Raw genomic sequence first — 22,418 nt, forward strand, 5'->3', positions numbered from 1 at the left:
CCATGGCACTGCGCACGATTCCCATTCGGCGAGCCGGTAACCGGGACAACCTGTTCATGGGAGGTGACCGTGAGCTGGTGATGTTCTCCGGCCTGTTGGCCTTCGCGTTGATCTTCAGTGCCCAAGAACTGCGCGCCACGGTAGTCGGGCTAGTGCTGTGGTTCGCTGCGCTGTTCATTCTGCGGGTGATGGCAAAGGCCGACGCGAAGATGCGCCCGGTATACCTGCGCCATCGACGCTACAAGTCTTATTACCCGGCGCGTAGCACTCCGTTCAGGGACAACCCTCCAAGTCAGGGAAATCAATACAAATGATCGAAGGTATTGCGTATGCCATCGCAGCCCTCGGTGCGTTGCTGGTCCTGCTGCTGGTCCAGCGTCTCCTGCAGGTCGATGCCGAGCTGAAGCTGAAAAAGCACCGCTCCAAAGATGCCGGGCTGTCGGACTTGCTGAACCATGCCGCGTTGGTCGACGACGGCGTGATCGTTGGTAAGAACGGCGCCTTCATGGCAGCGTGGCTGTATCGTGGCGATGATAATGCCAGCAGCACCGACGCCCAGCGCGAGCTGGTATCGCTGCGTATCAACCAGGCGCTCGCTGGGCTGGGTAGCGGCTGGATGATCCACGTCGATGCTGTTCGGCGTCCGGCGGTCAATTATTCCAGCAAGGGTTTTTCGCACTTCCCGGATCGGCTTACTGAAGCGATGGACCAGGAACGTCGCAGCTTCTTCGAATCTCTGGGTTCATTGTATGAAGGCTACTTCGTTCTCACATTGACGTTCTTCCCGCCGATGCTGGCGCAACAGAAATTCGTCGAGCTCATGTTCGATGACGACACGCCGCCGCCCGATCACAAGGCGCGCACACGCAACCTCATCGAACAATTCAAGCGTGACTGCGTAAGCGTTGAAGGCAGCTTGTCATCAGTGTTGAAGATGACCCGTCTAAAAGCCAATGCGCTGGTCACCGAAGAAGGTGCACAGATCACGCATGACGACTTGCTCAGCTGGGTACAGTTCTGTGTGACGGGTATCAGTCAGCCTGTGCAACTGCCGAGCAACCCCATGTACTTGGATGCTGTCATCGGCGGTAAGGAAATGTGGGGGGGTGTTGTGCCGAAGATCGGCCGAAACTTCATCCAGGTCGTAGCCATTGAAGGCTTCCCGCTCGAATCCGCACCCGGCATTCTCTCAGCATTGGCCGAACTGCCATGCGAGTACCGTTGGTCCAGCCGTTTTATCTTCATGGATACGCACGAAGCGGTCCAGCACCTTGAGAAGTACCGTAAGAAGTGGAAGCAGAAGGTGCGCGGTTTCTTCGACCAGGTGTTCAATACCAACAACGGCAACATCGACCAAGATGCCATGTCGATGGTGCAAGATGCCGCTGACGCAATCGCCGAGGTAAACAGCGGGCTGGTCGCTCAAGGCTACTACACCAGCGTCGTTGTTCTGATGGACGAAGATCGGCAACAACTGGAAGAGTCGGCGCGTAGCGTTGAGAAAGCCATTGAGCGTCTGGGCTTTGCTGCACGTATCGAAACGATCAATACCTTGGATGCCTATCTGGGCAGCTTGCCTGGTCACGGCGTGGAAAACGTTCGTCGCCCCTTGATGAACACCCTAAACCTGGCTGACATGCTGCCTACCAGCAGCATCTGGACGGGCAGTGCCGAGGCGCCTTGCCCGCTTTACCCACCACTGTCGCCAGCACTGATGCACTGTGTGACCAGTGGAGCCACGCCGTTCCGTCTGAACCTGCATGTACGTGACCTGGGTCACACCTTCATGTTCGGGCCAACCGGTGCCGGTAAGTCTACACACCTGGCTTTGATCGCCGCGCAGCTGCGTCGCTACCAAGGTATGTCGATCTTTGCCTTCGACAAAGGCATGTCGATGTATCCGCTGGCAGCCGGTATCCGCGCTGAAAGCGGTGGCCAGTCGGGTCGTCATTTCACGGTTGCGGCCGATGACGAGCGTTTGGCCTTCTGCCCGCTGCAGTTTCTGGAGACAAAGGGCGATCGCGCTTGGGCCATGGAGTGGATGGATACGATTCTGGCGCTAAACGGCCTGGAAACGACTGCTGCTCAGCGTAACGAAATAGGCCACGCGGTGATGAGCATGTACCGCGATGGCTCGCGTACCCTTTCGGAATTCTGCCTGGTCGTCCAGGACGAGACCGTTCGGGAAACGCTGCGTCAGTACACCGTTGACGGGACCATGGGGCACCTGCTCGACGCCGAGGAAGACGGGTTGGCGCTGTCCGACTTCACCGTCTTCGAGATCGAAGAACTGATGAACCTGGGTGACAAGTACGCTCTGCCCGTGCTGCTGTATCTGTTCCGCCGTATCGAACGCGCGCTCAAGGGGCAGCCGGCGGTGATCATTCTCGACGAAGCCTGGCTGATGCTTGGCCACCCCGCTTTCCGCGAGAAAATCCGCGAGTGGCTCAAGGTATTGCGTAAGGCCAACTGCCTGGTACTGATGGCTACTCAGAGCCTGTCGGACGCCGCCAACTCCGGCATTCTCGACGTCATCGTCGAATCGACGGCTACCAAGATCTTCCTCCCTAACGTCTACGCACGCGACGAGGAAACCTCGTTGCTGTATCGGCGCATGGGCCTGAACGCCCGGCAGATCGAAATCCTCGCCACCGCCGTGCCTAAGCGTCAGTACTACTACGTATCGGAAAACGGCCGCCGGCTATATGACCTTGCCTTGGGCCCGCTTGCCCTGGCCTTCGTCGGTGCCTCCGACAAAGAGTCGGTTGCCGCCATCAAGCGACTGGAAGCCAAGTATGGCGACGGTTGGGTAGACGAATGGCTGGCCGCCCGTGGCCTCAGACTGAATGATTATGGAGTGGCCGCATGAGCTTCGCTGAACGCATGAAAGCGATGGTGCGCAAACGCCCCGCTGAACCTTCCGATAGCACCTCGAGAATTCCATCGCCGCAAGGTGCGGTATTGGACAACCCTTACCTGACCGCCCGCCGTACCTGGAATGACCATGTCGGCAGCGTCGTGACCTCGCGTCTGATGTGGCAGGTGGTTGCCATCCTGTCGATGATGATTGCGCTGGCCTGTGTGGGCGGGCTGATTCATATCGGCAGCCAGTCCAAGTTCGTGCCCTACGTGGTCGAAGTGGACAAGCTTGGACAGCCATTGGCGGTAGCGCCGGCGCAGGTGGCGCAGCCAGTCGATCAGCGCGTTGTGAAATCGCAGGTTGCCAGCTTCATTGCCGATGCGCGCACCGTCACCCCGGATGTGGCGCTATTGCGCAAGTCGATTTTCCGCATTTATGCGCTGTTGGGGCAGAACGATCCGGCTACGCAGAAGATGAACGAATGGCTCAACGGCACCAAGGAGTCCAGCCCCTTCGTGCGCGCTGCCGAGGAAACCGTCAGCGTTGATATCCGCTCGGTCATGCAGCAGACCCCGGAAACATGGCAGGTGGACTGGGAAGAAGTCACTCGCGATCGACAGGGCCTGGTCAAGAGCAAGGCCAACTGGCGTGCCCTGGTGACCACCTATACCGCCGAACCCACAACTCAAACCAGCGAAGAGCAACTGCGGATGAACCCGATCGGGACCTATGTGCGCGACTTCTCCTGGTCTAAGCAACTCTGAAGGACCGACCATGAACCGTTATCTTTGCGCTTTGCTCGCCGCCGCACTGCCTGCGTTCGTTCAGGCCGCGCCCGGCACCAGTCAGGCCGACCTGTACTTCTCGGACGCCAACCCCACCTTGACCCCGCAGGAAAAGGCCGCCCTGGCCATTTCCCAGCGTTGGCAGCAGGCCAGTGCCACCGGCATCAAGCCGGTCGACGGTGGGGATGGCACTGCCCGCTTCATCTTCGGTGCCCAGCAGCCGAGCATCGTCTGCGCCGTGTTGCAGGTGTGCGACATCGCCCTGCAGGCCGGTGAGCAGGTCAACTCGATCAACCTGGGCGACACCGCCCGCTGGACGGTCGAGCCGGCCATCACCGGTGTTGGCCCGAGCGAAGTGCAGCACCTGATCATCAAGCCCATGGACGTGGGGCTGGAAACGTCGCTGGTGGTTACCACCAACCGCCGCACCTACCACTTCAAACTCCGCTCGCACCGCACCCAGTACATGCCGCAGGTGGCCTTCACCTATCCGGAAGAGGCGCTGGCGAAGTGGAACATGATCAAGCAGCGCGAAACCACCGAGCGCAAGCGCGCGACCATCCCCGAAACCGGCGAATACTTGGGTAACCTGAGCTTCGACTACACCGTCGAGGGCGACACTGCCTGGAAACCCGTGCGGGTCTACAACGATGGCAGCAAGACGATCATCCAGATGCCGCAGACCGTGGCTCAGACCGAGGCCCCGTCGCTGATGGTGGTGCGCAAGGACGGCGGCTGGTTCCGGGATGACGAAACCGTGATGGTCAACTACCGAGTTCAGGGCGATCGCTACATCGTCGACACTGTTTTTGACAAGGCCATCCTGATTGCCGGCGTGGGCAAGTCCCAGGACCGCGTAACCATCCAGCGGGGTAAATGAGCATGCGCGTTTGTCTAGCACTGTTCGCCACCTTGTGGCTGGTCGCCTGCGCCAACGGGCCTTATGGCAACTTCGCCGAGCGCACATCGCCTGCGGTCAACCAGCAGCTGGCGCAGGCCACCGTTCGCCAGTTGGCGGTGGTGCACCCGCCGGCCAGCACCCGCTTGCGTTTTGCCCAGGAAACCCGTGATGGCTTCGGCACTGCTCTGTTGAGCACCCTGCGCGCCTCAGGCTATTCCGTGCAGGAGTTCGACCCCAAGGCGCAGCCAGCGCCTGCTGCCCGCGGTGTGGTACCTGCGCTGCCGCTGAACTACGTGGTCGACACCCCCAAGGACACCCAGCTGCTGCGGGTGATTCTGCGGGTCGGCCCAGAAACCCTGAGCCGTGCCTATGGCGTGCAGAACGATCGCCTGCTGGCCGCTGGCGCCTGGGTTCGCAAGGAGTGACATGGGATGAGTAAAGCTAACGATGCCATGTCCCCGGACGCCTCCCCCGGCAAGTTGAACCGCAGCAGCGGTGTGCGGCGTGTGAACAACTGGCCGATGTACATCATCGGCGGTGCCGCTGCCATTTTCCTGTTGATCATGATTCTTGTGGCAGCAGATCGGGCGGACAAGCAACACGACCCCGAGGACAAGAAGGCGGAGAAGACCGGTAACAGTAGTCTGTTCGCCAATCAGATCAGCGGAATGGATTCGGACGGGATCATCCCCAGCAAGGCCGAGCCACCAGCGGTACCTTCACTGAGCAATACACCTGTGCAAGAGGCGCCTGAGCGGCTTCAGGTTGTGCGTCCGGACAACCTCGATGCACCGCCCCTGCCCCCGCGTGGCGGGCAGCCGAGTGCCGACGCTGAGGAAGTGGAGCGCATTCGGCGCATGAAGGCGCAGCAGTTCCAGGAAGCAGTGATGGCCAAGAGTACGGTACGGGTCGACGCGTCTCGCAGCCCAGGCTCTTCAAGTGCCCCCCAGGACCCGCAGGATGCATTGGCGCGTATCGCAGCTGCACAGCAGCGGCTGACAGAACAGTCGCGCAGCGACCCGAACGCAGCGTTCAAAGCACGTTTGGCTGAGATACGTCAGATGCGTAATGAAAACAGCGGAATTGGAGGCCAGGACGACTCACCCTTTCTCGTTAAATCCGAGAAAAGCTCAGGGAAAAGCCTGAGCCAATTCAACGCCCAAGGTGGTGAAGAGCGCTGGGAACTGGATACCAAACTCGAGGCCCCACGCACTCCTTATACGCTGCGCGCCGGGTTTGTCGTGCCAGCGGTCCTGATTTCTGGCATCAATTCGGATCTACCTGGCCAGATTACGGGCCAAGTCACGCAGAGTGTCTATGACACCCCCACCGGCAAGTATCTGCTGATCCCGCAAGGCTCGCGGTTGGTCGGTTCGTATTCGAGCGATGTGGCCTACGGACAGGCCCGTGTGCTGGTTGCCTGGCAGCGTATTGTCTTTCCAGATGGCAAGGCGATGGATATCGGTGCAATGCCAAGCGCCGACGGCCTAGGGTATGCCGGCATGTCGGACAAAGTGAACAATCATTATGTCCGTGTATTCGGCTCGGCATTCCTGATGTCTGGCGTTGTGGCAGGTATCAGCCTTAGCCAGGACCGCAATACCAACAATGGTTTTGGTGGCGGCAATCAGCAACAGACCGCCAGCAGTGCGATGAGTGAGGCGCTTGGGCAGCAACTGGGTCAGGTGACCGCCCAGATGATTGCCAAGAACCTGAACATTGCGCCAACACTGGAGATTCGTCCCGGGTTCCGTTTCAACGTGATGGTGACCAAGGACATGGTGTTCTCCAAGCCTTATCAAGCGTTCGACTACTGATGAACCCAGGAGGAAAGATGAGGACTCTACATTATCTAAAGCCCGTGGCAGGCGTCATGGTTGGTCTAGGCCTTGCCATGCGGGCGGTCGCGGGTATCCCCGTGATTGATGGCTCAAACGCTATGTTGAACGAAATCACGTCCGGATCAACTTACGCGCAGATGCTTCAGCAGATTGATGAGTACAAGACGCAAGTTAAGCAATACACCACGCAGCTCGATCAATATCGGAACATGGTGCAGAACACTGCCAAGCCCATCGGCGAAGTGTGGGGGCAGGTTCAAGGCACCATTGATCGTGTCACGGAAATGACCGACACGCTGTCGTATTACAAACAGCAGGCTGGCGATCTTGATCGCTACCTGGCCAAATTCAAAGATATCAATTACTACAAGAACAGCCCTTGCTTCAATGGCGGCCGTTGCTCTGACGCCGATCGTGAGGAGTTGTTTGAAAGTCAAGAAATTGCCAGTCAAAGCCAGAAACAGGCCAACGATGCCGTTTTCAAAGGCATCGAGGAGCAGCAGGCAACGATCAAGCGTGACTCTGCCAGGCTGCAGGAACTCCAGAGCTTGGCCAACGATGCTGATGGGCAGATGAAGGCGCTCGGCTACGCGAACCAACTGGCTAGCCAGCAGGCTAACCAGCTCATGCAGATTCGATCTTTGATGATCACGCAACAAGGCGCAATTGCTGCGCAGCAACAGGCGGCCGCTAACAAAGAAGCGATGCAGGATGCTGCGAGTCGACGTCTTTGGACGATATCTAAACCCGATAGAAGCTTGGATAAAGGATTCACGCCATGAAACGTATACTGATCGCTACTCTGGTTACCACATTTGTTGCCCTGCTGAGTGGGTGCTGGGAGTCAAAGGACGAGCAGAAAGCCAAAGCCCAGCAGGAGGCAAGTGACAAGCTGTGGAATATTCCCAAGCCTGATCGTAGTAAAGATAAAGGATTCACGCCATGACAAGACCGGCCATCCGGTTAGCAATTATTGTAGGTGCACTGCTGCTATCAAGGATAGCGGCAGCTGCGCCCTCAGACACCGGTGGCGTCCTGAATGATGTCACAACTGAATTTTTAAAAAGTTCTGCGGAGTGGGCAGAGATCATCATGGTCTACGCCAAAAGACTATTCTGGACTTTGGCTGTGATTTCATTGGTTTGGACATTTGGCTTTATGGCCATGCGTAAGGCGGATATCGGTGAATTTTTTGCCGAGTTTATTCGTTTTATAGTGTTCACTGGTTTTTATCTGTGGTTGTTGACAAACGGTCCTGACTTCGCAATATCCATTGTCAGGTCATTTATGCGTATAGGTGCAGAAGCAGGCGGCGTCAAAGAGCTCAACCCGTCTACGCCCATTACCATTGGTTTCGAGATCGTAGGAAAGGCTGCAAAAAGTTTAAGTGTGTTCAAGCCTGGCGATAGTTTAGCAATCGTACTCGTCTGTCTTATTATTCTGCTCTGCCTAGCTGCCGTCGCTGCCAATGTCTTGCTGGTGTTAGTGACTGCCTGGATCATGTCGTATGCCGGCATGTTTGTGCTAGGGTTCGGGGGTTCGCGTTGGACTTCAGATATCGCTATTGGCTATTTCAGATCAGTAGCCGGTATTGCATTAAAGCTGCTTACAATGACGCTGATGATAGGTATCGCTACATCGGTAATGGACAGACTTCTACAAAAAATGGATGAAGGAGCCTCCGTTGAGCAGCTACTGGTGCCCTGCATTGTCGCTTTTGTCTTGGCGCTTCTTATCCACACGCTCCCTAATATTATTGCCGGTTTGATCCCCGGTGGTGGTGGCGCCGCCAGCGCCGCAGGCTCGTTCAGTGCCGGAGCAATCGCTGGAGCCGGCATGCAAGCCGCCTCCACAGCTGCCAGGATGGCCAGTGCCACAGCTTCTGGCGGGATGTCGGCGGTTGCCGGCATGGCCGGAATGGCGAAAGGCATGATGGGTGGCGCCCAGAGCATGTACTCGGCATTCAAGGGCATGTCATCGGCCACCTCGGGTGGTGCCGGTATGGTGTCTCAGCTGGGCAGCTTGATGGGTGGAGGCGGCAGCGGCGGTGGCAGTAACGCTGGCGGTGGAGGCTCCAGTCCACTCGGTGGCGCAATGGGACTGAGCTCGTTAGGTGGCGGTGTCGGTGGAGCCTCTGCCATGGCGAGCATGGCCTCCGCGATGGGGCAAGCATCTGGAGGCGGCTCGGGCGACTCAGGTGACTCGGGCGGCAGCGCAAGTGGAGGTGGCGAGCAAAGCGGCTCGTCACAGTCCGGTAGCGCAGAGCTTGGCGGTTCCTCTGGTGGTGGTGAGGGTAATGGTGGGGGTGATGGCGCAGGTGCTTCTTCCGCACCTGCCGAAGGGGGTAGAAGTGCCACAAGTGCTTCTTCTGCTGCGTCCAACGCTGGCGCAAGTTCGATGAGTCCCAGCATCGGCGCAGAAACTGCGACTTCTGGCGGTAAGCAGGGCGGTACAACCAGCGGAGGTACGCCAACGAGTAGTGGCGGCGCCGCTGCAACTTCGAGCAAGCAATCAGCTCCGTTGGACACGCGTTCTACTAGCCGCAGCTTTGATCCCTCTGCCGAGGTTGCCAGTTTTACAAAAAGTAAAAAGACATGAAATTAGGAGTGCAGTCATGAAAGCCAAGAAATTATTCCCGGCAGTCGCTCTGGCGGTCACCGCCTTGGTCAGTACTCCTACGTTTGCTGGTGATCCTTGTGCCACCGTCCTTTGCATGTTTGGCAAATTCAAAGGCGCCGGTGTCGTTGAAGGCTGCGAGGGTCCGGTAGCGGACTACTTCAATATCGTGAAGAAAAAGAAAGGCAAAATCAGGCTGGATAAGACCGCTGACGCAAGACAGTCTTTCCTTGACAGCTGCCCAGCAGCTGACTCGGATAAGACCAAAGAAATTAACAAGAAATTTGGCAAAGTGATCTAGGCCTACGCGCATGCCCATCGACGCCCCGCCTTCGCTCCCGCCACTTGAAGAGCCGATCGTATGCTCGGTCATGGCCGCCGTTAAGTACGAGCTGCCCGTGAATATCGTGCTCGCGGTGGCCGCTCAGGAAGGCGGAAAGCCGGGGCAATGGGTGCGCAACACCAATGGCACCTACGACGTAGGCCCCATGCAATTCAATACCAGCTACCTTCGCGAACTCGCCCGTTACGGCATCACTGCCCAGGATGTGGAGCAAGGTGGCTGCTATGCCTATGACCTGGCCGCCTGGCGCTTGCGCGGCCATGTGCGCAACGACCGTGGCGATTTGTGGACGCGGGTCGCCAACTACCACTCGCGTACCCCCGCGATCAATGCCCGCTATCGCCAGCAGGTGATGCGGCGTGCGGCCTGGTGGGCCGATTGGCTGGATGAGCGCTTCGCCACGCAGCAGATAGCACAAGCCGCCGTCTTGTCTGGCGCACCGGGCCAATCGCCTGTCGTTGCGGCGAACATCTCTTCTGGAGCGACGCCGGTCGTTGAAACGCAGCCAGCCGTGGCCCAGCCTAAGGCAGCGACCGCGTATGTGCCGCGAGGTCTGATAGTAGGCGGCAAGTGATGGATTCTGTAGCGGTGAAAGTACCCAAGCCGTGGGAGATAGAAGCCTTAGGATCTGAAGCATTTACCTTGATGAACATCAAGGTGATGGCCCTGAGCCGAAAAATACTCAGTATTCTTCAATCAACCAAGCGGCTGGCAGCGTATCACGTGATCAATGAGGCCTACCTGAGACTAAGGTAAAAAGCTGAGATGGAAAAAAACGAACATTTGAGTGTCACGGCTTCTGCCGCTGGAATTGACGCTACCCTACACCGCTGGCGTTGTCCAAAACGGAGCTTGCTCGTTCCCCTCGTTCTGGGTGCGTTACTGCTGCTGCAAGGCCTTTCTATGCCACTTCAAGCCAAGGAGCTTTTCATGAACGACAATCAGGAGCACTACCAGCCATACACACCGGGTATGAAGCTGCCAGAGGGTGTATTCCCACCCATGCAAGGATATACCCACGAGGACTTGATAGGCGCGGCCGCAGTCCGTGCGGAAACAGTGCTCAACAATGGTGGAATCGATCCGACGCTAGTCAAGGAATCGCTGTTTGCCATGGGGAAATACCTCAAGCAAGCTTTTGAAGCCCAGAATGTCGAGTACCAGATCTCCACGTGGTACCAAAAACCTTATGCGGATCCTGCAGATCGTGGTCGAAGCGTTGCCGACATGGCGGAGACTTTTGGCGCGCTTGCGGTACGCGCCACCACCGAATCGCTCAGAGGCTCTCCGTTACTAGATAAGGATTGGGAGTTCATTCGCGAATACATTAGCAATGCTGGTGATGGTGTTCATGATTTAATCGCCAGTTTGGAAAAATAGACCTCTAAATCGGGCTGCAAGTCGTCATCATTTTGAAAGGGACTTCGAACGTTATAGGGATATAAGATGGGCGACGCCAAGCGTATTACGATTTATTTCGATGGCACTGGAAATAATAAGGACTTGGGCGCTGCCAAGGGTATCCAAACCAACGTAGCGCGCCTTTTTGAGCTCGACACGGCCAAAGGCACCAACCTCGCCCGTAATTCGGGGCATGCACCAAGACACTATGACACCCATGACCGATCAGGCGAATCCGAGAAGATTTATTTCGATGGAGTTGGCAGTCAGCGCCAGACATCCGGAAGGTCCATTATCGAGGGCGCCACCGGCCTTGGTGCTCAAGGACGGATTGACCAAGCTTACGATGTATTGGTCGCTTTTCATAATAAGTATCCGGATGATTCTATAAACGTTAATATCGTGGGGTTTAGCCGCGGCGCCTCTCAGGCAAGAAGCTTGGCTAACAAATTCATCCAGAATGGTGTGCCAAAACTTGATGAGCAAGGTAAGCGTACGGGTGAGTTTTTAATAGCCCCGGGTCAGGCTCACGTCAATAAATTAGGGATATTCGATACGGTGGCTACCGATGGGTTGCCCAATACGGATACTCATTTGGGTAAGAACTTGGAGATCAACAAAAATGTTGATTCGACGACCCATTTGGTGGCCATGAATGAATACCGTGACACGTTCAGATTGACCAGTGCGCTGCGCAGAGATGACAACGCGAATATTGAAGAAATCAGGTTTGCAGGTGCACACTCTCAGGTTGGCGGAGGCTATCGAAATGACGTGCTGGCAGCCGGTCCACTGGCACTAATGTATGAGCGCTTGGGTACTGCAGGCATTGAGCTAAACCCGATGCAACATGAAGATGTGCAGCGTGTTGCGCAATATAACGAGCTTATCGAAGATCCGCAAAACGTTCAGCGCGCGCTGATTGATTCACGCCTAAAACACGGCGACCGAGCGTTCGTACTGGGTGAAGACGGCACATTTAAAACTATCAATAATCGACCCTTTCCTTTGGAAAGGGGAACGTTGAATATTTTTGATCGTCAAAATCAGCCGTTTAAACATGAAGCCGCTGGCAGGCTGGTCATTTTTGAGCAGGGTGATCGGCTCAGCCGCAGCGCTCCATCTCGGCTATTTGAAGAACTGGGTACCAGCCTGAAGGAGCTTGGCAAAAACGTATTGGCTGCGGCTGCACGCTTTATCGGGATGGATACCCGGAGCGATGCTATCGAAGAAAGTAAGGATGTCTATGAGCTGCTTAAGACAGAGCGAGCAGTGACTGCGCAGGAGCAGATGTCGTTATTATCAAGTGAGCTCACTACTTCACGTCCTACTGCTGCGTACATCGAGAGCCTTGATTTGAAGCCTGTGCCGACCCCTCTGCGCAATGTGTTAGATCATCAACCGCTCTTGCAAGACCCGCAACGTGTCCAGTCTTTTAAAGTGATGGAGCAAAAAGCGGTTGATATGAATCCATCTGCCATCGTCAGTGCAGCCTCAGAGACTGAGCGTAAAGCGACCAGTGGGATGCTGATCGCCATGGACGACTATCACGTTCTTCAGAAAGTTGGTCAGTCAGAAAATTTTGTCATTCATGATCGGCGTGATCTAAAACCCAGTCAAACGATTGAAGTGGGCAGGAGCACTGCAATTTTGCATAGTAAAGGTAACGAGGATCGGCCGCTGAGGCCGTCGGTCATGGAGGGGATCACTCATGATTCACCAAGTTTCAAACGTCGTTGAGCAATAGGCATGCTGCTTGCGAGGCGCTAGGGCATTCGAACACTTGCACTAGTATGGCACTCTCAAAGGGTCAAAAAAATGGCCAGCCTTTAGAGCATTTTGAGATCAAAACATTATGGCGGGAGTCAACGATGAACCCTGTGAAACTACGACCTCGATGGCACTACCAACCCTCACGCATCGGCCTTGTGGCCCTTGCACTGACTACCAGTCTGGTAGCGCTGCTGATCAATTCCCCTGTTCACGCAAAGGAGCCAACCATGGCTGATAAAGACTACACCTACCACCCCTACACCCCTGGCATGAAGCTCCCCGACGGTGTCTTCCCGCCCATGGAGGGTTACACCCATGGTGACCTGATCGCAGCTGCTCAGGTCCGCGTTGAGGCGTACATGAAAGCGCACGATATCGACCCGACGCTGATACGTGAGTCGTTGATCGCACTGGCGGCGCGCATGAATGAAAAGTTCGAACGTGAAGGCGTCGAATACCAAGTGTCGAGCTGGTATCAGAAACCCTACGACGATCCTGCCGCACGAGCGCGCAGTGTCGAGGCGATGAGCGAAGAGTACGGTTCTGCGACCGTCGAAGCGGCCGCAGAATCGATGGACGGTTCGCCATTACTGCATCAGGGCAGGGAGTTCTACAAAGGTTACATCGGGGCGGCAGGTGATGCAGTTCGTGATCTCATCATCACGCTGAACAAACGAGACGCCTGACCGCGTACCGGCGTGGTATGCACGCCGGCTCGCGACCACTCAAGCCTTACAACTGCATAGGGACGTGACATGAGCGACGCTCTGCGATTTTCGGTCTTTTTTGATGGCACCGGGAATAACAAAGACCTGGACCAACCTAAAGGCATGCACACGAACGTGGCTCGCCTGTACGACCTGGATAATGCCCAAGGTACCAACTTGGCCAGAAACTCCGGTCACGCGCCCGCTCAGTACGACAGTACCTTGCGTACGGGACAGTCCGAGAAGGTGTACTTCGACGGCGTCGGCAGTCAGGCACAGACGTCCGTTCGCTCGGCACTGGAAGGTGGGACGGGCCTGGGCGGGCAGGAGCGGGTTGAGCAGGCGTACAACGCCATCGTGGCGTTCCATAACAAATACCCGGATCAGAAAGTCGATGTAAACATCGTCGGTTTCAGCCGTGGTGCTGCCCAGTCGCGTGCCTTGGCCAACGAGTTCATCGATCGTGGTGTGCCCAAGCTCGATGACCAAGGCAAAAGCACGGGCGAATACCTGATTCCTCCCGGACAAGCTCACGTTCACAAGTTGGCGATCTTCGATACCGTTGCTTCCTATGGGAACGCCTTGTCCGACGAGCACTTGGGCAAGAACCTGGAAATCAGCAAGAACGTCGACTCCACCACTCATCTGGTGGCCAGTAACGAATACCGCGGTACGTTCCGGTTGACCAGTGCGCTGCGCAATGATGACAACTCCAAGATCGAGGAAGTGAAGTACCCTGGCGCGCATTCGCAGGTTGGGGGTGGGTATAGAAATGATGACCTGGCGGCGGGGCCACTTGCCCACATGTACAACAGCCTTCAGGACGCAGGCTTCGATCTTAAGCCCATGTTGCCAGAGGATCTTCAACGCGTCGGCCGCTACAACGACATCATCAGGGACCCTGCAAAGGTTCAGGAAGCGTTGATCGATTCCCGGCTCACGGCTGGCAACGAGGCGTTCAAGCAAGGTGAGGACGGTTCATACTCCGTGCTGGACAATACGCCGTTCATCGGTGAGCGAGGCACGGTATTGAGTTCCAACCGCCAGACTCGGCCGTTCGATCACGAGACCAATGGTCGAGGCGTGATTTTTGAAAACGACGACTCGCTGAGCAAAACGCGGATCCAGCGTGGCGTGGAGACGGTCGGGACATGGTTCGAGAAAGCGGGCGATCAACTCAAGAACCGGGCTGCGGAATTCGTGGGTAAGCGTCCCGAAGTCAGTCAAACTGTCGACAAGATGGGCGACGACCTCTTCGATAAGCAGCTCAAGCAGTTGAATGCGCAGTCCACGGCGCAGAGCCAAGCCATGAAGGCTGCAATGACGCAGTCCAGGCCCGACCAGGCCTACATCTCTAGCCTGAACCTGCAACCTGTTCCCATACCCGGTCAGAAAAATCGCCCGGGCGAGGAAGACACTCAGGCCCGCCAACGTAGTGAATCCCACAAGGCAATGGAGGAAAAGGCTAAGTCGCTAAACCCTGGGGCCAGCATTCGCGACGCTGGGCAAGAGGGCCGCTCTGCCACCAGTGGCATGGTCGTGGACATGGATGATCACCACATCTTGCAGAAGGTGGGGCGCTCCGATCAGTTCGTGATTCACGACCGTCGTGATGTGGACCCCAATCGTAATTTCCAGATTGGTAAAAGCACGGCCATCGTCAACGAGAAGGGGCTTGGCGAGGTCGCGCGCGACATGGCACCCAAACTCTCCCTCGAAACAGGACTGGGCCAGGCGATGCGCAGATGACACTCACCAGCACGCATTGCACCCCCGCCCCTGCCGATCAGGTAGCAGCCCCGGGCATTCGATTCCAGACCGGTGCGCTCGAAGCGTTGAAGTGGCTGGCATTGCTGTTGATGACCGGCGATCACGTGAACAAGTACCTGTTCAACGAGACGCTTCCCTACCTGTTCGAAGCTGGCCGTATCGCGATGCCGCTGTTCGTGATGGTGCTGAGCTACAACCTGGCGCGCCCAACGGCTTGGCCCAATGGCGGCCACCGGCGTACCGCCTGGCGCCTGCTGGGCTTCGGCGTGCTCGCCACGCCGCCGTTCATCGCCTTGGGCGGGCTGTGGTGGTATGGCTACTACCCCTTGAACATCCTCTTCACCCTGCTGGTGATTACGCTCACCCTGGCCGCCTGCGAGCTCGCCTTGGCAGGCCAACGCTGGGCGTGGTTCGTGGCGCTGATGGTATGCGTGCTGGGTGGCGCACTGGTGGAGTTCTGGTGGCCGGCGGTGCTGCTGGGGCTGTGTACAACCTGGTTCGTCCGCCGTCCCAATCCGATAGCCGCATTGGGCGCAGTGCTCTCGTTGGCATCGCTTACCTATATCAATGGCAATGCCTGGGCCATGGCTGCCCTGCCCCTCGTGCTGCTGGCGCGCGGCCTGTCACTGAACGTGCCGCGGTGGCGCTGGCTGTTCTATGCCTATTACCCCCTGCACCTTGCGGCGCTTTGGCTGATCCGTATCCCCATGGCCAAGGCCGGCTACCTGTTCCTGATTTGAGGAGTGCTTGATGAAAATGCCCACCCCCATCAACCCGCCGGCCGATGATGCCGGCCAAGGGATCGAGGCGCAGGTCCAGGCATTGGCAGCCGAGCAGGCTGCACTGCTGCAGGGCAGTTCGGTGCAGGCCCGCTATGATCAGGCCCTTGGCGAACTGGTGGAGCAGAAAGCCGATCAGGCGGGTGCGCTGGAACAGCGGCTGGAGAACATGCTCGATCGCCAGCAAGCGCAATTGCAGCAGAACATGGCTTCACGCCCAGGCATGATCGCCCTGCCCTCCACGCGTGCTGCCTGGGAACAGGCGAACCAGCGCTGCCAGGCACGCCTGCAACAGTTGCAGGCACGCCTGGAGCGGGTGCAGGACCTGCACCATGGCATGGGTCTGTACTCCCCTCGTATCGAGGAAATGGCAGCGCGCCAGTTACGAGCCCAGCAACCTGAGCTGGTCGAGCAATGGAGCCTGCAACGCCAGGCTGAGCGCAGCTTGACCGAAACACAGCGCCGCAGCCTCACCCAAGAGCTGAGCCGTGGCCGGACACCATCGCCATGATTCCAGCCCTTTTTCCCACTCACTTCATCCTTTCCGGAGCCCATCCATGAAGCACAACAACGCCGTTGGGCCGCAAATTCGCGGCGAGAGACGCGGCGGCGCCAGCCGTTGGCAAGCTTTGCTGGCGCTGGCGTTTCTGCTCGCCGGGTTGGCCACTGCCACGCAATATTTCGCCTATCTGTTCAACTATCACGCCGCCCTTGGGCCTAACCTCAACGGGGTCTATGCCCCTTGGATGATCCTGGTGTGGGCCGCTCGCTGGTCGACCGAACAGCAGGACGCGCTGATGACCGCAGGCTCCGTCGGAGTACTGGTCACAGGGGTTGGCCTGATTGCCGTGGTGGTGGTGCGCATGATCACCAACAACAGTGCCCAGGCCAACGCCTTCCTGCACGGTTCGGCGCGCTGGGGTGGGCACAAGGACATCCAGAGCGCGGGTTTGCTGGCCGATGAAGGCGTGTACGTCGGCGCCTGGCTCGATAAGCGCAACAAGCTGCATTACCTGCGTCACAACGGGCCGGAACACATCCTCACCTTTGCCCCCACGCGCAGTGGTAAGGGCGTGGGGCTGGTGATTCCTACCTTGCTGTCGTGGAAGCACAGCGCTGTGATCACGGACCTCAAGGGTGAGCTGTGGGCGTTGACCGCAGGGTGGCGCCAGCAGCATGCGGGCAACCGTGTGCTGCGTTTCGAACCGGCGACCGCCAATGGCTGCGTGGGTTGGAACCCGCTGGAAGAGATTCGCCTGGGCACCGAGTTCGAGGTGGGGGATGTACAGAACCTGGCCACGCTGATCGTCGACCCTGACGGCAAGGGCCTGAACGACCATTGGCAGAAGACTTCGCAGGCCATGCTGGTCGGCTGCATCCTGCACCTGTGCTACCGCGCCCAGGATGAAGGGGGCGTGGCCAGCCTGCCGATGCTCGATGCCATGCTGGCCGATCCGTCCCGGCCCATTGCGGAGCTGTGGGAAGAGATGACCCATTACGGTCACCTGGACGGCGAAAACCACCCGCTGGTGGGCTCTGCCGCGCGTGACATGCTCGATCGGCCGGCCGAGGAAGCCGGCTCGGTGCTCTCTACCGCCAAATCCTACCTGTCGCTGTTCCGCGACCCGATCGTGGCCCGCAACGTGGCGCGCTCGGAGTTCAAGATCCGCGACCTGATGAACCACGATGACCCGGTCAGCCTGTTCATCATCACCCAGCCCAACGACAAGGCGCGCCTGCGCCCGCTGGTGCGAATTCTGGTGAACATGATCGTGCGGCTGCTGGCCGACAAGATGGACTTCGAGGACGGCCGGCCCAAGGCCCACTACAAGCACCGCCTGTTGATGATGCTCGATGAGTTCCCAAGCCTGGGCAAGCTGGACATCATGCAGGAGTCGTTGGCGTTCGTGGCCGGCTACGGCATCAAGTGCTACCTGATCATCCAGGACTTGTCGCAGTTGCAGGAATTCTACGGGCAGAACGAGAGCATCACCTCCAACTGCCATATCCAGAACGCCTACCCGCCTAACCGCGTGGAAACCGCCGAGCATCTGTCCAAGCTGACAGGCCAGACTACCATCGTGAAAGAGCAGATCACCACCAGCGGGCGCCGCTCCAGTGCGTTGCTCGGGCAGGTTTCGCGCACTATTCAGGAGGTCCAGCGCCCCTTGCTCACCACCGACGAAGCCCTGCGCATGCCTGGCCCGCGCAAGGACAGCCAGGGCAACATTCAGGAAGCCGGCGACATGGTGGTGTACTGTGCAGGTTACCCGGCGTTCTACGGCAAGCAGCCGTTGTACTTCCAGGACCCGATCTTCCTGGCCCGCGCCAAGGTGCCTGCGCCGCGCGAGAGCGATCGCACCATCGACCTGCGGGACACTGCGACCCCGGCATGAAACGACCGCTGAGCGTGGCTGCCGCCGTGGCGATCCTGTGTTTCCTGCTGTTGCCCCTGGCGCTGCACTGCGGCGCCAGGATCAACGTGACCAGTAGTTTCCCGCCCGGTATCTATTGGGTAGTCGACAAGACGCCGGCCAAAGGCGACCTGGTGATGTTCTGCCCGCCCGAGCAACCTCTGTTCGATCTGGCCCACAGCCGTGGCTACCTGGGCAGCGGATCATGCCCTGGCGGCTACATGCACATGCTCAAGCGCCTTGTGGCCGTGGCGGACGACGAGGTGGACTTTGCCGAGACGGGCGTGCGGGTCAATGGTCAGTTGCAGGTGCGCAGCCAGCCGCTGGCCAAGGACCCCAGTGGGCGGAGCATGCCACGCCCGCCTCAGGCTCACCTGCGCCTGGCGGACAGCGAGGTGCTTCTGCTCTCCGACTACAGCAGCTTGTCGTTCGACGGTCGCTATTTCGGGGTCTTGCCGCGCAAGCAGGTGAACGAAGTGGTCAGGCCTTGGCTGGTATGGCAGCGCGAGCCACGTTGAGCGCTGGGGGTTTAATCCCCAGCCTCACTAATCCAAGCAAATAATTGCAGTCATGGTACTTGGCAATTGATGCTTTTTTGCTACTATTGAAGCACCCTCCTGATCATCTGGAACGCCCGTTCTAGAGCCTCCGAATTAAGTTTCAGTTAAGTTTTCCCGGCTAGCGTAGGAAATCAGTCCACACCGACTGTGATTTATGCTCAATGCCTGTCATCTAAATCCCAGCATTGCCAGAATCTTTCACCGGTAAAATGGATTTGCCTACTCACCGTCAAGAGGATGAATCATGCCCGTAAAGGACCCATCCAAGGTCGTGCCGCAGGTCCCTGCGGAAAGCGCCGATGCCGCCCTGAAGCACATTGTCGACGGCTTCCTGCGCTTTCATCATGATGTTTTTCCTGAGCAGCAAGAGCTGTTCAAGAAACTCGCCACGGCGCAAACGCCGCGCGCCATGTTCATTACCTGCGCCGACTCGCGCATCGTGCCGGAGCTGATCACGCAGAGCTCGCCGGGCGATCTGTTCGTCACCCGCAACGTCGGTAACGTGGTCCCCCCTTATGGACAGATGAACGGCGGCGTTTCCAGCGCCATCGAGTACGCCGTCATGGCGTTGAAAGTGCATCACATCATCGTCTGCGGCCACTCCGACTGCGGCGCCATGCGCGCCGTGCTCAACCCGCAGTCGCTGGCCAAGATGCCGACCGTCAGCGCATGGCTGCGTCATGCCGAAGTAGCCCGCACCGTGGTAGAGAACAACTGCTCGTGCGAAACCGAGCATGAGAACATGCAGGTGCTGACCAAGGAAAACGTCATCGCCCAGCTGCATCACCTGCGTACGCACCCCTCCGTCGCCTCGCGTCTTGCCGCGGGTGAGCTGTATATCCATGGCTGGGTGTACGACATCGAGACCAGCAAGATCGAAGCCTACGACGCCTTGAGCGACAGCTTCCTGCCGCTGTCGGCAGACCAGCCAGTGCCCTGCGCCACGCCGAGAGGCCGCTACTAAGCGACCCGACCACCGCTGAACCTTGATGGCCGGCTACACCCCGTTGGGGTGTGGCGTGGCCGTCTGCTGCCCTGAATTCCCTGACTGGTGTGCCGGCTGCTGCGCTGGCGGCCTGCTGCTGCGCGCCTGTCGGGGCTAAACGTGCCCACGGCCAGAGGAATGGCCGTGCGATAGAGAAAGGAGTATTACGGTGAACATTACACAGCTGAAAGCGGCCCTGCCGCGTGAGTTGCTGGCCTCGGTAGTGGTCTTTCTGGTGGCCCTGCCCTTGTGCATGGGCATTGCGATCGCCTCCGGCATGCCGCCGGCCAAGGGGCTGATCACCGGTATCATCGGCGGCATTGTCGTCGGTTTTCTCGCCGGCTCCCCGTTGCAGGTCAGCGGACCGGCAGCTGGGCTGGCGGTGCTGGTCTTCGAACTGGTGCGCCAGCACGGCATGGCCATGCTCGGGCCGATTCTGCTTCTGGCAGGCTTGCTGCAGTTGCTGGCCGGGCGCCTGCGCCTGGGCTGCTGGTTCCGAGTAACGGCGCCGGCGGTGGTGTACGGCATGCTGGCGGGTATCGGGGTACTGATCGTGCTGTCGCAAGTCCATGTGATGTTCGACACCGCGCCTCAACCGTCGGGCATGCAGAACCTGCTGGCGTTCCCGGCAACCGTCGCTGGGGCGTTGCCGCTGGAAAGCGCAGGCATGGGTTGGCAGGCCGGTGCATTGGGGTTGGGCACCATGCTCATCATGTGGGGCTGGGAGCGATTGCGGCCACAACGCTTGCGCTTCATTCCGGGAGCGTTGCTGGGCGTGACAGCCATGACTGCCATCAGCCTGTGGCTGGCGCTGCCGGTGAACCGCGTAGAGGTACCGGCGGACTTGTCCGAGGCCATCGACTGGATTCGCTTCGATGACCTGATGAAACTGACTGACCCTGGCCTGCTGGTGGCGGCCTTTGCACTGGCATTCATCGCCAGCGCCGAAACCTTGTTGTCTGCCGCAGCGGTGGACCGCATGCACAGTGGCCAGCGTTCGGATTTCGACCGGGAACTGTCGGCCCAAGGCATCGGCAACATGCTGTGCGGGATACTGGGCGCGCTACCCATGACCGGCGTGATCGTGCGTAGCTCGGCCAACGTTCAGGCCGGCGCACAAACCCGGGCTTCGGCGATTCTGCATGGCGTGTGGCTGTTGGCGTTCGTGGTCGTGCTCAGCAGCATCCTGCAGCAGATTCCGATTGCGAGCCTGGCCGGTGTGCTGGTGTTTACCGGGATAAAACTGATCGATCTCAAAGCCTTCAGGGGCCTTGGGCGTTATGGCCGGATGCCGATGTTCACCTATGCGGCTACCGCCCTGGCGATCATCTTCACCGACCTGCTCACGGGCGTCTTGTTGGGCTTTGCTCTGACGTTGCTCAAGCTCGCCTTCAAGGCCGCACGCCTCAAGATCAGCCTGGTGGACCTGCCCAAGGCCGGGCACATGGAACTTCGCCTGAGCGGCGCGGCAACCTTTCTCAAGGTGCCGGCGCTGACCAAGGTGCTAGACGGCGTACCCGCCGGCACCACGTTGCATGTGCCGCTGGGCAATCTCAGCTATATCGACCACGCGTGTCTGGAATTGCTCGAAGACTGGAGCCGCAGCAATGCGGCCAGTGGTTCCAAGCTTCGAGTCGAGCACAAGCGCTTGAAACGACGGGTGGAAGGACGGTTACGCACCACGTCCGGCGTGGGCGCCTGACCTCGGGCTATGGCCCAGGCTGGCCATCGCACGATTGGCCAGCCCGGCCATGCTCAGGCCGGCTGGCCGAGCTCCACGCCCAGCTGACGTGACAGGCAGGGCCAACGCTTCCAGGCCGCGCCGGTTTCGGGGCTGCTCAGTTTTTCACGGTAGGCTTCCACAGATTCTACGGCGAAGCTCTCGTCGTCGAGCATTTCATCGACCGAGTGGTGCACCACTTCATCGAGCTGATTGGCAAACGCCTCGCCGATCAGCTGGTGAGCGATCAGGTTGGCAACGGTGGTATCGACGGGGATGAGTGGCTGCTGGAAGTGCCGGATATACAGGTCGTTGACCTCCTCCACCAGGCGATGGGCCAGGTAGGCCTCGTCCAGCAGGCAGTCCAGGCCGACATGCCCTTGCATAACGCTAGGCGGCTGCAGGAAGTAGGCCTCGGCAATCTTCAGTACGGGCTTGATCTGCGACTCAATACCGGCTTCACGCGCCACCTCGTGGGCCGCTTCAAGCAGTTCCGGCACTTGATCGATGTAGGCACCCACAAAGCGCGCCAACGTGTCCTGAGCACCCTGCTCCGGCAATTGGATGGAAGGGTGCAGGTGCGGCAGTTGCAGCGCGAGGCGTTTTTTCAGCTGGCCGGTCTGGCCTTCATGTTGGTGGGCTTGATTCACCTGCTCGCGTACAGCAGCGATGTTCATGACAACTCCAAGGACAAATCGTTTCAAACGGAAGACACTAACTTAGCTGGATATTCAATTAAGTTAAGATCCATTTGTTATAAACGGATCCGATGCCTGTCGTATCCAGCATATATGGCGCTTCCTGCGTGACTGTTCCCCTTCAATTACACCGATTTAGAGCCATTGGGCTGTTGATGAAGTTCATTTCATGAAAACCGGGTGCACTGTGCTAATCGTCCCGCACAGCCCATTAAGACCAATGCAAACCGTGGCGCCGCGCCGCATGCGTAGCACGCCGGCATGG

Annotated in this window: 22 protein-coding genes; 21 read left to right on the forward strand and 1 reads right to left on the reverse strand. The window is 58.5% G+C overall.

Translation table 11 applies throughout. From position 1 onward, the window contains the following. Positions 1-2: 2 nt before the first annotated feature. From B2J77_RS00370 to B2J77_RS00470, 21 genes are all read left to right on the forward strand, one after another. Positions 3-314, forward strand: a complete 312-nt coding sequence (locus B2J77_RS00370; protein ID WP_058638737.1) for a conjugal transfer protein TrbD — start codon at positions 3-5, stop codon at positions 312-314. Continuing rightward, the gene (locus B2J77_RS00375) at positions 311-2,869 is read left to right on the forward strand and encodes a VirB4 family type IV secretion/conjugal transfer ATPase (RefSeq protein WP_058638736.1); all 2,559 of its coding nucleotides are present in this window, start codon (positions 311-313) and stop codon (positions 2,867-2,869) included. Before B2J77_RS00370 ends, B2J77_RS00375 begins: the two co-directional genes overlap by 4 nt. After that, positions 2,866-3,624, forward strand: coding sequence for a VirB8/TrbF family protein (locus B2J77_RS00380; protein WP_058638735.1), 759 nt, complete (start codon positions 2,866-2,868; stop codon positions 3,622-3,624). Before B2J77_RS00375 ends, B2J77_RS00380 begins: the two co-directional genes overlap by 4 nt. Positions 3,625-3,634: 10 nt before the next feature. Further along, positions 3,635-4,525, forward strand: a complete 891-nt coding sequence (gene trbG, locus B2J77_RS00385) for a P-type conjugative transfer protein TrbG (RefSeq protein WP_058638734.1) — start codon at positions 3,635-3,637, stop codon at positions 4,523-4,525. Positions 4,526-4,527: 2 nt separating this feature from the next. Then, positions 4,528-4,971 carry a conjugal transfer protein TrbH gene (locus tag B2J77_RS00390; protein WP_228385159.1) on the forward strand — a complete coding sequence of 148 codons (444 nt, stop codon included), beginning with the start codon at positions 4,528-4,530 and terminating at the stop codon, positions 4,969-4,971. 6 nt (positions 4,972-4,977) lie between these two features. Next, complete coding sequence (locus tag B2J77_RS00395; protein WP_058638732.1) at positions 4,978-6,363, forward strand: TrbI/VirB10 family protein; 1,386 nt, start codon at positions 4,978-4,980, stop codon at positions 6,361-6,363. Positions 6,364-6,380: 17 nt separating this feature from the next. After that, entirely contained in the window at positions 6,381-7,169 is a 789-nt protein-coding gene (gene trbJ / locus B2J77_RS00400; protein ID WP_058638731.1) for a P-type conjugative transfer protein TrbJ, read from the forward strand. Next, positions 7,166-7,333: a hypothetical protein gene (locus B2J77_RS21235; RefSeq protein WP_153302475.1), complete on the forward strand. Its 168-nt coding sequence runs from the start codon at positions 7,166-7,168 to the stop codon at positions 7,331-7,333. The genes trbJ and B2J77_RS21235 overlap by 4 nt, the downstream gene beginning before the upstream one ends. Then, positions 7,330-8,985, forward strand: a complete 1,656-nt coding sequence (gene trbL, locus B2J77_RS00405) for a P-type conjugative transfer protein TrbL (RefSeq protein WP_078477772.1) — start codon at positions 7,330-7,332, stop codon at positions 8,983-8,985. Before B2J77_RS21235 ends, trbL begins: the two co-directional genes overlap by 4 nt. Before the next feature lie 16 nt (positions 8,986-9,001). After that, positions 9,002-9,304, forward strand: coding sequence for a TrbM/KikA/MpfK family conjugal transfer protein (locus B2J77_RS00410; RefSeq protein WP_058638729.1), 303 nt, complete (start codon positions 9,002-9,004; stop codon positions 9,302-9,304). 10 nt (positions 9,305-9,314) lie between these two features. Further along, positions 9,315-9,920 (forward strand): hypothetical protein, encoded by a 606-nt coding sequence (locus B2J77_RS00415; RefSeq protein ID WP_058638728.1) that lies wholly within the window; start codon positions 9,315-9,317, stop codon positions 9,918-9,920. Between the two features lie 356 nt (positions 9,921-10,276). Then, complete coding sequence (locus B2J77_RS00425; RefSeq protein ID WP_058638726.1) at positions 10,277-10,726, forward strand: hypothetical protein; 450 nt, start codon at positions 10,277-10,279, stop codon at positions 10,724-10,726. A 66-nt stretch (positions 10,727-10,792) separates the two neighbouring features. Then, complete coding sequence (locus B2J77_RS00430; protein WP_078477773.1) at positions 10,793-12,487, forward strand: T6SS phospholipase effector Tle1-like catalytic domain-containing protein; 1,695 nt, start codon at positions 10,793-10,795, stop codon at positions 12,485-12,487. 260 nt (positions 12,488-12,747) lie between these two features. Continuing rightward, the gene (locus B2J77_RS00435) at positions 12,748-13,206 is read left to right on the forward strand and encodes a hypothetical protein (protein WP_058638724.1); all 459 of its coding nucleotides are present in this window, start codon (positions 12,748-12,750) and stop codon (positions 13,204-13,206) included. Positions 13,207-13,275: 69 nt separating this feature from the next. Next, on the forward strand, positions 13,276-14,976 hold the full coding sequence (locus B2J77_RS00440) for a T6SS phospholipase effector Tle1-like catalytic domain-containing protein (protein WP_058638723.1): 1,701 nt from the start codon (positions 13,276-13,278) through the stop codon (positions 14,974-14,976). Next, a complete protein-coding gene (locus tag B2J77_RS00445; RefSeq protein ID WP_078477774.1) occupies positions 14,973-15,737 on the forward strand; it encodes a TraX family protein in 765 nt (254 codons plus the stop codon). Before B2J77_RS00440 ends, B2J77_RS00445 begins: the two co-directional genes overlap by 4 nt. Positions 15,738-15,747: 10 nt before the next feature. Further along, the gene (locus B2J77_RS00450) at positions 15,748-16,287 is read left to right on the forward strand and encodes an IncP plasmid survival protein KfrC family protein (protein ID WP_058638721.1); all 540 of its coding nucleotides are present in this window, start codon (positions 15,748-15,750) and stop codon (positions 16,285-16,287) included. 46 nt (positions 16,288-16,333) lie between these two features. After that, positions 16,334-18,172, forward strand: coding sequence for a type IV secretory system conjugative DNA transfer family protein (locus B2J77_RS00455; protein ID WP_023532289.1), 1,839 nt, complete (start codon positions 16,334-16,336; stop codon positions 18,170-18,172). Continuing rightward, positions 18,169-18,708, forward strand: coding sequence for a conjugative transfer signal peptidase TraF (gene traF, locus B2J77_RS00460; RefSeq protein ID WP_058603672.1), 540 nt, complete (start codon positions 18,169-18,171; stop codon positions 18,706-18,708). The genes B2J77_RS00455 and traF overlap by 4 nt, the downstream gene beginning before the upstream one ends. Before the next feature lie 286 nt (positions 18,709-18,994). After that, positions 18,995-19,714: a carbonic anhydrase gene (locus B2J77_RS00465; protein WP_058603673.1), complete on the forward strand. Its 720-nt coding sequence runs from the start codon at positions 18,995-18,997 to the stop codon at positions 19,712-19,714. 190 nt (positions 19,715-19,904) lie between these two features. Further along, positions 19,905-21,437, forward strand: coding sequence for a SulP family inorganic anion transporter (locus B2J77_RS00470; protein WP_078477775.1), 1,533 nt, complete (start codon positions 19,905-19,907; stop codon positions 21,435-21,437). A gap of 53 nt (positions 21,438-21,490) precedes the next feature. On the opposite strand, the gene B2J77_RS00475 is transcribed toward B2J77_RS00470, so the two are convergent. Continuing rightward, positions 21,491-22,132 (reverse strand): hypothetical protein, encoded by a 642-nt coding sequence (locus B2J77_RS00475; protein WP_078477776.1) that lies wholly within the window; start codon positions 22,130-22,132, stop codon positions 21,491-21,493. Positions 22,133-22,418 lie beyond the last annotated feature (286 nt).

This window comes from Pseudomonas parafulva (genome assembly GCF_002021815.1).
GTDB lineage: Bacteria > Pseudomonadota > Gammaproteobacteria > Pseudomonadales > Pseudomonadaceae > Aquipseudomonas > Aquipseudomonas parafulva_B.

Excerpts from the sequence above, each read along its gene's own strand:
- B2J77_RS00390 (WP_228385159.1), top strand. The coding sequence starts at position 4,528 with ATGCGCGTTTGTCTAGCACTGTTCGCCACCTTGTGGCTGGTCGCCTGC.
- B2J77_RS00375 (WP_058638736.1), top strand. The coding sequence starts at position 311 with ATGATCGAAGGTATTGCGTATGCCATCGCAGCCCTCGGTGCGTTGCTG.
- B2J77_RS00440 (WP_058638723.1), top strand. The coding sequence starts at position 13,276 with ATGAGCGACGCTCTGCGATTTTCGGTCTTTTTTGATGGCACCGGGAAT.
- trbL (WP_078477772.1), top strand. The coding sequence starts at position 7,330 with ATGACAAGACCGGCCATCCGGTTAGCAATTATTGTAGGTGCACTGCTG.
- B2J77_RS00430 (WP_078477773.1), top strand. The coding sequence starts at position 10,793 with ATGGGCGACGCCAAGCGTATTACGATTTATTTCGATGGCACTGGAAAT.
- B2J77_RS00450 (WP_058638721.1), top strand. The coding sequence starts at position 15,748 with ATGAAAATGCCCACCCCCATCAACCCGCCGGCCGATGATGCCGGCCAA.
- B2J77_RS00475 (WP_078477776.1), bottom strand. The coding sequence starts at position 22,132 with ATGAACATCGCTGCTGTACGCGAGCAGGTGAATCAAGCCCACCAACAT.
- B2J77_RS00435 (WP_058638724.1), top strand. The coding sequence starts at position 12,748 with ATGGCTGATAAAGACTACACCTACCACCCCTACACCCCTGGCATGAAG.
- B2J77_RS00415 (WP_058638728.1), top strand. The coding sequence starts at position 9,315 with ATGCCCATCGACGCCCCGCCTTCGCTCCCGCCACTTGAAGAGCCGATC.
- B2J77_RS00455 (WP_023532289.1), top strand. The coding sequence starts at position 16,334 with ATGAAGCACAACAACGCCGTTGGGCCGCAAATTCGCGGCGAGAGACGC.
- traF (WP_058603672.1), top strand. The coding sequence starts at position 18,169 with ATGAAACGACCGCTGAGCGTGGCTGCCGCCGTGGCGATCCTGTGTTTC.
- trbG (WP_058638734.1), top strand. The coding sequence starts at position 3,635 with ATGAACCGTTATCTTTGCGCTTTGCTCGCCGCCGCACTGCCTGCGTTC.
- trbJ (WP_058638731.1), top strand. The coding sequence starts at position 6,381 with ATGAGGACTCTACATTATCTAAAGCCCGTGGCAGGCGTCATGGTTGGT.
- B2J77_RS00465 (WP_058603673.1), top strand. The coding sequence starts at position 18,995 with ATGCCCGTAAAGGACCCATCCAAGGTCGTGCCGCAGGTCCCTGCGGAA.
- B2J77_RS00380 (WP_058638735.1), top strand. The coding sequence starts at position 2,866 with ATGAGCTTCGCTGAACGCATGAAAGCGATGGTGCGCAAACGCCCCGCT.
- B2J77_RS00445 (WP_078477774.1), top strand. The coding sequence starts at position 14,973 with ATGACACTCACCAGCACGCATTGCACCCCCGCCCCTGCCGATCAGGTA.
- B2J77_RS21235 (WP_153302475.1), top strand. The coding sequence starts at position 7,166 with ATGAAACGTATACTGATCGCTACTCTGGTTACCACATTTGTTGCCCTG.
- B2J77_RS00425 (WP_058638726.1), top strand. The coding sequence starts at position 10,277 with ATGAACGACAATCAGGAGCACTACCAGCCATACACACCGGGTATGAAG.
- B2J77_RS00370 (WP_058638737.1), top strand. The coding sequence starts at position 3 with ATGGCACTGCGCACGATTCCCATTCGGCGAGCCGGTAACCGGGACAAC.
- B2J77_RS00395 (WP_058638732.1), top strand. The coding sequence starts at position 4,978 with ATGAGTAAAGCTAACGATGCCATGTCCCCGGACGCCTCCCCCGGCAAG.
- B2J77_RS00410 (WP_058638729.1), top strand. The coding sequence starts at position 9,002 with ATGAAAGCCAAGAAATTATTCCCGGCAGTCGCTCTGGCGGTCACCGCC.